The organism is Micromonospora sp. KC207 (assembly GCF_004348615.1).
Taxonomy (GTDB): Bacteria; Actinomycetota; Actinomycetes; order Mycobacteriales; family Micromonosporaceae; genus Micromonospora.
Genome location: NZ_SMKJ01000311.1, coordinates 1 through 7636, shown reverse-complemented (window position 1 = coordinate 7636; position 7636 = coordinate 1). Strand labels below are relative to the sequence as shown.

Here is a 7636-nt window from a genome sequence, read left to right as displayed (position 1 = left end):
CCGCTCCCCCGCGCCGGCCTGGACCCGGATCGGCGGCGGCTGCTCGGGGCTGTGCTCGGGGCACCGTTCGCGGCGGGCGGCCTGACGGGCTGCGGCAGGCGGGAGGAGGACCGGCCCGTAGACGACGGGCCGGTCGAGCTCTCGGTCTTCTGGTACGGCACCGCCGCCCGCGCGGAGCTGACCGAGAAGGCGCTGCGGCTCTACTCCGCCAGCGACAACCGGGTCAGCTTCCGGGTCACCTGGCAGGGCCTTCCCGGCTACTACGACCGGCTGGCCACCCAGGCCGCCGGCGGCAACGTGCCCGACCTGATCCAGGTCGACGACACCGTTCTCGCCGAGTACGCCCGGCGGGACATCCTGCTCGACCTCAGCGGGTACGTCGCCGACCAACGGCTCGACCTGCGGGGGCTCCCGGCGGGCCTGGCCCGCTACGGCGAGGTGGACGGCCGCACTGTGGGGGTCGCCGCCGCCCAGACCAGCGCCGCCCTCGTCTACAACCGCCGCCTGCTGCGCCGGCTCGGCGTCGCGGAGCCCCGCACCGGCATGTCCTGGCCCGCCTACGTCGACTGGGCGGCGCGGGTCACCCGGGTCGCCGACGGCCGGGTGGCCGGCACGATGGACCCGTCCGGGGACTACCGGGCGTTCTGGCTGTGGCTGCGGGCCCGCAGCAGCGAGCTGTACCAGGGCCGGCAGCTCGGCTTCGGCGCGGGCGATCTGGTCGACTGGTTCGAGTTGTGGCAGAACGCGGGGGCCCTGCGGGCCACCCCGGGCGCCGCCCTGGTGGACCAGGCCGACAGCGGTGAGCCGATCCGGCAGCTGGTGGTCACCGGCCACACGGCCGCGTCGTTCGCCTGGGCCCACCAGTTTCCCGAGTTCCAGCGCCAGACCGACGACGAGTTGGCGCTGGCGGCGTTTCCTGGACCACCGGCGGCGCAGTGGGCGCGGGCCTCGATGTACTGGGCGGGTTTCCGGGGCACCCGGCACCCCGCTGTGGTGGCTGACGTGATCCACTTCCTGACCACGAACACGGAGGCCGGCCTGGCCCTCGGCCACGAGCGCGGGGTGAACCCCGACCTCGCCGTCCGCCGCCACGTGCGAAAGAACCTGACCGACGCGGGGCAGCGGGCCGCCGCCGCCCTCGCGGAGGCCCTGGCCGACCAGCTCGGCCCGGCCCCCGAGCCGCCCCCGGAGGGGCACGCCCGGGTCCGGGCCCTGCTCGTCGAGACGGCCGAGAAAGTCCGCTCCGGCCGGGCCGGCGTCCGCGCGGCCACCACCCGGTTCGTCGCCCAGGCCGAGGCCGCCCTCTCCTCGTGAACCGCCCGGCCGGCCGGGATCGCCACCGCCGGCCCGGAGTGGGTCAGCGCGGTGGACGGTTGCGCCGGTTGCGCATGAGCAGCACCACCAACAGGACGATCCCGCCGACGACGACCAGGCAGCACAGCAGGCTGAGGACGCCGAAGCCGCCCCGCGACCGCCGCCTGGCGGCCTCCACCACGAGTTCCCCCGGGCCGGTGGAGGCCCAGGCCGCGACCGGGACGAAGACCGACAGCACGACCGCACCGAGGACCGCGCCGAGCCGGCCCCACCACTTGTTCCACGTAGACATGCCCCCATCCTCGCCGAAGTGCGCAAGCGGGGCACGCAGGACGGCCAGGATTCCCGGACGGCACTCGCTTTCGCGGCTGGAAGCCCCCGCCGGGGCCGGAAAAAGGGCAGGAGGCGGGGAGGAGCGAAGGTGGGGCAGGATGAGGAAGAGCGAAGGGCCCCGGAGCGAACTCCGGGGCCCTTGCGAACGAGTAGCGGGGACAGGATTTGAACCTGCGACCTCTGGGTTATGAGCCCAGCGAGCTACCGAGCTGCTCCACCCCGCGTCGGCTTCTACAGCCTATCGCATCCCGGCGACGGAGATCAGCGGCCCCCCGGAAGCCCCCGGGACGGCAGCCGCCGCCACCCAGAAGGTCATGCGAGAGGCCCATGGATACCCCACGCGAAAGGCCCCGGAGCGAACTCCGGGGCCTTTCCGAACGAGTAGCGGGGACAGGATTTGAACCTGCGACCTCTGGGTTATGAGCCCAGCGAGCTACCGAGCTGCTCCACCCCGCGTCGACTCGTTAACCGTAGCGCACCACCCCGGCCGGCCGCAAAACGGCCCACGTCTCCGGGCGTAACCGCTGGTCAGCCCCCCGCCGAAGGCGACGGCGACGGCGGGGCGGAGCCGCCGCTCGGCGAGGCCGACGGCGACGGCGAGGCCGGGGCGGCGGCCTGCTGAACCCGCTGGAACGCAGTCATCGCCTCGTCCAGGGCCTTGAGCGCCTGGCCGTACCGCTCGAAGTCGCCGGACGCCTGCGCGGCCCTGACCTCGGTGATGGCCGCCTGCACCTTTGCCGCCGCCTCGGCCAGCGCGCCGGTCATCGGCGGGGCACCGGTCCCGTCGCCCGACGGCGGGGTGCCGCCGGTCGTGGGCGGGGTCCCGCCCTCGGCTGCCTGCTTGCCCTGGTCGACGAGCTGCTTGATGCCGTCGGTCAGATTGTTGGCCAGCACCACGTACGACCCGCCGTCGCCGTAGGACAGCAGCACCTTCTGCAGCAGCGGGTACGCGTCCTGCTGGTTGCTCTTGACGTACACCGGCTCGACGTACAGCATCCCGTCGCCGAACGGCAGCGACAGCAGGTTGCCGTACTGCACCTGGGCCTGGTTGGAGGAGAGCAGGTTCAGCTGCTGCCGGATGTTGGCGTTGTTGGTCATCTGCTGGTGCACCTGCACCGGCCCGGAGATCCGGGTCTGGTCCGGCAACTCCAGCACCTCGAGCTGCGGCTTGCCGTCCACATACGAGCCGGAGATCAACGCGGCGAGGTTCTGCCGGCCGTTCGGGGTGACCGCGGAGGTAAGCTGGAAGCGCGGCGCGGTCTGCCCCGGGAACTGCGTCCACATGTAGTACGGCGGCTGCTTCTGCCCGCCGTCCGGGTTGTCGGGCACGTTCGGCACCTGCCAGAAGTCCTGGGCCGAGTAGAAGTCGCCCGGGTCGGTGACATGGAACTTGGTCAGCAGGTTGCGCTGCACCTTGAACAGGTCGGCCGGGTACCGGAAGTGCTCTCGCAGCTCGGCCGGGATCTTGTCGTTCGGCAGCACCAGGTCCCCGCCGAACGCCTTGTTCCAAGCCTTGAGCACCGGGTCGGTCTGGTCGAACTCGTACAGCCGTACCGTGCCGTCGTACGCGTCGACCGTGGCCTTGACCGAGTTGCGGATGTAGTTGACGTTCTCCCGGGCGAGCTGGAAGGTGCCCCGGCCGGTCAGCTCGTCGGTGGTCTCCGCCTGGAGGTTGACCCGCTCCGCGTACGGGTAGGTCGCGGCCGTGGTGTAGCCGTCGACGATCCACTGCACCCGGCCGCCGACCACCGCCGGGTACGGGTCGCCGTCGAGGGTGAGGAACGGCGCGACCTTCTCCACCCGGTCCCGGGGGTTGCGCACGTACAGCAGCTTTGAGTTCTCGTTGACCGCCTCGGAGAGCAGGAAGTTCGACTCCTGCTCCTTGATGGCGTAGAGCAGCCGGCGGGTGAACGAGCCGATCTCGACGCCGCCCTCGCCGGTGTAGGTGTAGTACTGCTCGCCACCGGTCTGGGTCGGCCGGTCGAACTCGGCGTTGCGCTCCGGGTTCGCCTGGCCGACGATCGCGTAGTCCTCGGGCTCCATCCGCTCGCCGTAGTAGATGCGCGGCTGGGTGGCCGGGATCTGCTCGATCTGCGCGGAGCACGCCTCCTGGGTCTTCTCGCCGAGGAAGCCGGAGACGAAGTACGGCTGGCCGCCGCAGACCACATGGTTGGCCGGCGCGGCCACCAGCCCGTAGCCGTGGGTGTAGACGGTGTGCCGGTTGATCCAGGTGTTCTGCTGGTCGGTCAGCTCGCCGTAGTTGACCTCCCGGACCCCGACCACGTAGTCGGAGGTCTTGCCGGCCACCGCGTACCGGTCGATGTCCAGCTTCGGCCCGAAGTCGTAGAAGCCCCGGACCTGCTGGAGCTGGGTGTACGTCTCGGAGACGAGCTGCGGGTCGAGCAGCCGGACGTTCGGCACCACGGAGGCGTCGGTGCCCAGGCTCGCCGGCGGCACCAGGTTGCTCGCCGCGTACGGCTGGGTCTTCGTGTCGGCCAGCCCGAACGCCGCCCGGGTGGCGTTGATGCTCCGCTCGATGTACGGGGCTTCCTTGTCCTTGGCGCTCGGCTTGACCTCGAAGGTCTGCACGGCCCACGGGTAGATGCCGCCGATGGCGACGGCGGAGACGCCGAGCAGCGCCAGCGAGATGCCCGGCCACACCAGGTTCCGCATCACCGCGTTGGAGAAGACGATGATCGCGATGGCGACCACGACCGAGATGTACGCGAGGATCTCCTTGGCCGGCAGCAGCGCGTTGATGTCGGAGTACCCGGCGCCGTAGAGCTTCGCGCCCTCGTTGTACTCCAGCAGCATGGTGCGCCGGTCCAGCACGTACGCGACCGACTTCAGCAGGACGAAGACCGCGACGAGCGTGCTCAGGTGGGCCCGCGCGGCGTTGGTCATCCGATCCCCGACGCCCTGTAGCCGCACGCCGCCGAAGATGTAGTGCACGGCCAGCGCGCCGAGCAGGGCGAGCACCACGGCCGTGAAGCCGATGCCCAGTAGGTAGCGCCAGAACGGCAACTGGAAGACGTAGAAGCCGACGTCGACGCCGAACTCCGGGTCCTTGACGCCGAATTCGCCGCCGTTGCGGAACAGCAGCCACTGGCTCCACCTGCTCTGCGCGGACAGCCCGGCGAAGAGGCCGACCACCAGGGCGACCAGGCTGATCCACAGGCCGAGCCGGGGGCCGAGCACCATCCGGTACCGCTCCAGGGTGGCCTGCTCCAGCGAGTGGGGCCGCAGCTTCGGGCGCAGCCGGTGCGCCAGCCACAGGTTGCCGCCGACGATCAGCGCCATCGCGAGGCCGATCACGAGGAAGAGCAGCAGCCGGGTGGCGAGCATGCCGGAGAAGACCTGTGTGTACCGCACCTCGTCGAACCAGAGCCAGTCCGTCCACGCCTGCACCCCCCAACCGAGGAGGGTGAAGAGAAGGAACACCCCGACCAGGACACCGATGGTGACGCGTCCGCGCCGGCTCATCCTCGGCAGGGGGCTGCTACGCATGACCACTGTTGGCTCCGCACGCTCGATGTGATCGGCTCCGACCAGGCACCCCAGAGTACGGGGTGTTCCTGAAAGCGTCGGCCCATGGTCACGCGAGCTGGCGCGGGGGTCAGCAGCGGGTCGGCTGACCCCCGGCGCGGAGGGTCTCCAGGGCGGCGAGCGCGTCGTCCAGCGACCCCACCTTGAGCAACGGCAGGTCAGGCTGCGGGTTGCGGACCGCCTCCGCGCAGTTCGCCTCGGGCACCAGGAACACCTTGGCCCCGGAGTCCTTCGCGCCGACCAGCTTCTGGGCGATCCCGCCGATCGGACCGACCCGGCCCTCGTCGTCGATGGTGCCGGTGCCCGCGATGACCATCCCGCCGGTGAGGTCGGCCGGCTGCAGCTTGTCCACGATCCCCAGGGCGAACATCAGCCCGGCGCTCGGCCCGCCGATGTCGCCCAGGTCGATGGAGAGGGTGAACGGGTGCGGCTGCTGCTGGTCGATCTCGACCCCGATCCGCGGCCGGCCGTCGGACTCCCGACTGGTGATCCGCGCCGTGGCCGCGGCGCCGGCCCGGATGTAGCCGACGGTCAGGCCGCTGCCGGCCGGCTTGGCGCGGATCAGCTCGGTGAGCCGGCCGGCGCTGGTCACCGGCTTGCCGTCGACCGAGGTGACGATGTCGCCGGCGGAGAGCACCCCGTCCGACGGACCACCCGCCGTGACGGTCTTGACCAGCACCTGGACGGGGAACCCCAGCTCCCGCAGCGCGGCCGTCTCGGCGCTGGTCTGGGAGTTGCGGAAGTCCTCCTCGTTGCGCTGCTCGACCTCCTGCTGGCTCTCCCCCGGCGGGTAGACCAGCTCGCGCGGCACCACCGCCTCGTCGGCGGAGAACCAGCCGGCCAGCGCGGAACGCAGCCGCACCGTGGGCTGCACCCCGACCGTGGTCAGCCGTAGCTGGCCGGCGGAGGTGGACGTCGCCCGCCCGGTCACCTGGATGACCTCCTTGCCGTCCACGGTGCCGAGCGTGTTGACCGTCGGACCGGGGCCGAGCACCACGTACGGGATCGGCGCGTTGAGCACGCCGAAGCTGAGCAGGGCGGTCAGCAGGGCACCCACGAGGACGGTCACGCCGCGACGTCTCATGACGGTGAGCGTACCGAGCCCCCGGGTGGGTACCTCGACGGTGACAGGGACTTCGCCCTCAGCGCAACGCCAGCGGCGGCGACCTGGGGCGCAGCCCGCGTACCGTAGACGTCGTGCCTGATATTCCGTTCGGTTTCGCGCTCCCGGGTGGGCAACCACCAGACCCCAACGATCCCGCGGCGATGCAGCAGTTCATGTCGCAGTTGCAGCACCTGCTCTCGGCGCAGGGCGGCGGACCGGTCAACTGGGACCTGGCCCGGCAGGTGGCCGCCAGCCAGCTCGCCGCCACCGGAGACCCGGCGGCCTCGCCCTACGAGCGCCACTCGGTCGAGGAGGCGCTGCGCCTGGCCGACCTCTGGCTGGAGCCGGCTACCGCCTGGCCGACTGGCATCCGCACCTCGGTGGCCTGGAACCGGAACGAGTGGATCTACAAGACCCTCGACGTCTGGCGCAAGCTCTGCGACCCGGTGGCCAGCCGGATGGTCGGGGCGATGAGCGACCTCGTGCCGCCGGAGGCCCGCGCCCAGCTCGGCCCGATGCAGTCGATGGTGGCGACGCTGGGCGGCGCGCTCTTCGGCGGACAGCTCGGTCAGGCCCTCGGCTCGCTCGCCGCGGAGGTGCTCTCCGCCGGTGACATCGGGCTGCCGCTCGGCCCGGCCGGCACGGCCGCGCTGATCCCGGCCAACATCCGGGCGTACGGACAGGGCCTGGAGCTGCCCGAGGACGAAGTCCGGCTGTACGTGGCCCTGCGCGAGGCGGCGCACCAGCGGCTCTTCGAGCACGTGCCGTGGCTGCGCGGGCACGTGCTCAGCGCCGTCGAGACGTACGCCTCGGGTATCCGGGTCAACCGGGAGGCGATCGAGGAGGCGATGGGCCGGGTCGACCCGACCGACCCGGAGTCGATGCAGGCGATCGCCCTGGAGGGCATCTTCACCCCGGAGGACACCCCCGCGCAGAAGGCGTCGCTGGCCCGGCTGGAGACCGCGCTCGCCCTGGTGGAGGGCTGGGTCTGCCACGTGGTGGACGACGCGGCCGGGGAGCGTCTGCCCAATGTGGTACGCCTCGGCGAGGCGTTCCGCCGCCGGCGGGCGGCGGGCGGGCCGGCCGAGCAGACGTTTGCCGCGCTGGTCGGGCTGGAGCTGCGACCGCGCCGGCTGCGCGAGGCGGCGGCCCTGTGGGCGGCGCTGACCGAGCACCGGGGGAACGCCGGCCGGGACGCCGTCTGGGGCCACCCGGACCTGCTGCCCTCGGACGACGATTTCACCGACCCGGTGGCGTTCGCCACGACGCGGCTCGACCTCGACGACGAGCTGGCCAACTTCGACTTCACCGCCCCGGGCGGCCCGCAGGAGCAGGCAC

Annotated in this window: 5 protein-coding genes and 2 tRNA genes; 2 read left to right on the top strand and 5 right to left on the bottom strand. The window is 71.8% G+C overall.

From position 1 onward, the window contains the following. Positions 1 to 1314 (top strand): ABC transporter substrate-binding protein (locus E1258_RS27555; RefSeq protein ID WP_132406248.1); only part of this gene is annotated, 1314 nt, incomplete at its 5' end. A 43-nt stretch (positions 1315 to 1357) separates the two neighbouring features. Here the strand turns inward: E1258_RS27555 and E1258_RS27550 are convergent. From E1258_RS27550 to E1258_RS27530, 5 genes are all read right to left on the bottom strand, one after another. Further along, positions 1358 to 1606, bottom strand: a complete 249-nt coding sequence (locus tag E1258_RS27550; RefSeq protein WP_132406246.1) for a hypothetical protein — start codon at positions 1604 to 1606, stop codon at positions 1358 to 1360. 191 nt (positions 1607 to 1797) lie between these two features. Further along, positions 1798 to 1871: transfer RNA gene (locus E1258_RS27545), tRNA-Met, on the bottom strand. A 158-nt stretch (positions 1872 to 2029) separates the two neighbouring features. Continuing rightward, positions 2030 to 2103: transfer RNA gene (locus E1258_RS27540), tRNA-Met, on the bottom strand. Between the two features lie 72 nt (positions 2104 to 2175). Beyond that, the gene (locus tag E1258_RS27535) at positions 2176 to 5154 is read right to left on the bottom strand and encodes a UPF0182 family protein (RefSeq protein ID WP_243715730.1); all 2979 of its coding nucleotides are present in this window, start codon (positions 5152 to 5154) and stop codon (positions 2176 to 2178) included. A gap of 109 nt (positions 5155 to 5263) precedes the next feature. After that, complete coding sequence (locus E1258_RS27530) at positions 5264 to 6277, bottom strand: PDZ domain-containing protein (RefSeq protein ID WP_207919747.1); 1014 nt, start codon at positions 6275 to 6277, stop codon at positions 5264 to 5266. 182 nt (positions 6278 to 6459) lie between these two features. Between E1258_RS27530 and E1258_RS27525 the strand changes: the two genes are divergently transcribed. Further along, positions 6460 to 7636: zinc-dependent metalloprotease (locus E1258_RS27525; protein WP_165949917.1), on the top strand; the 1177-nt coding region annotated here is incomplete at its 3' end.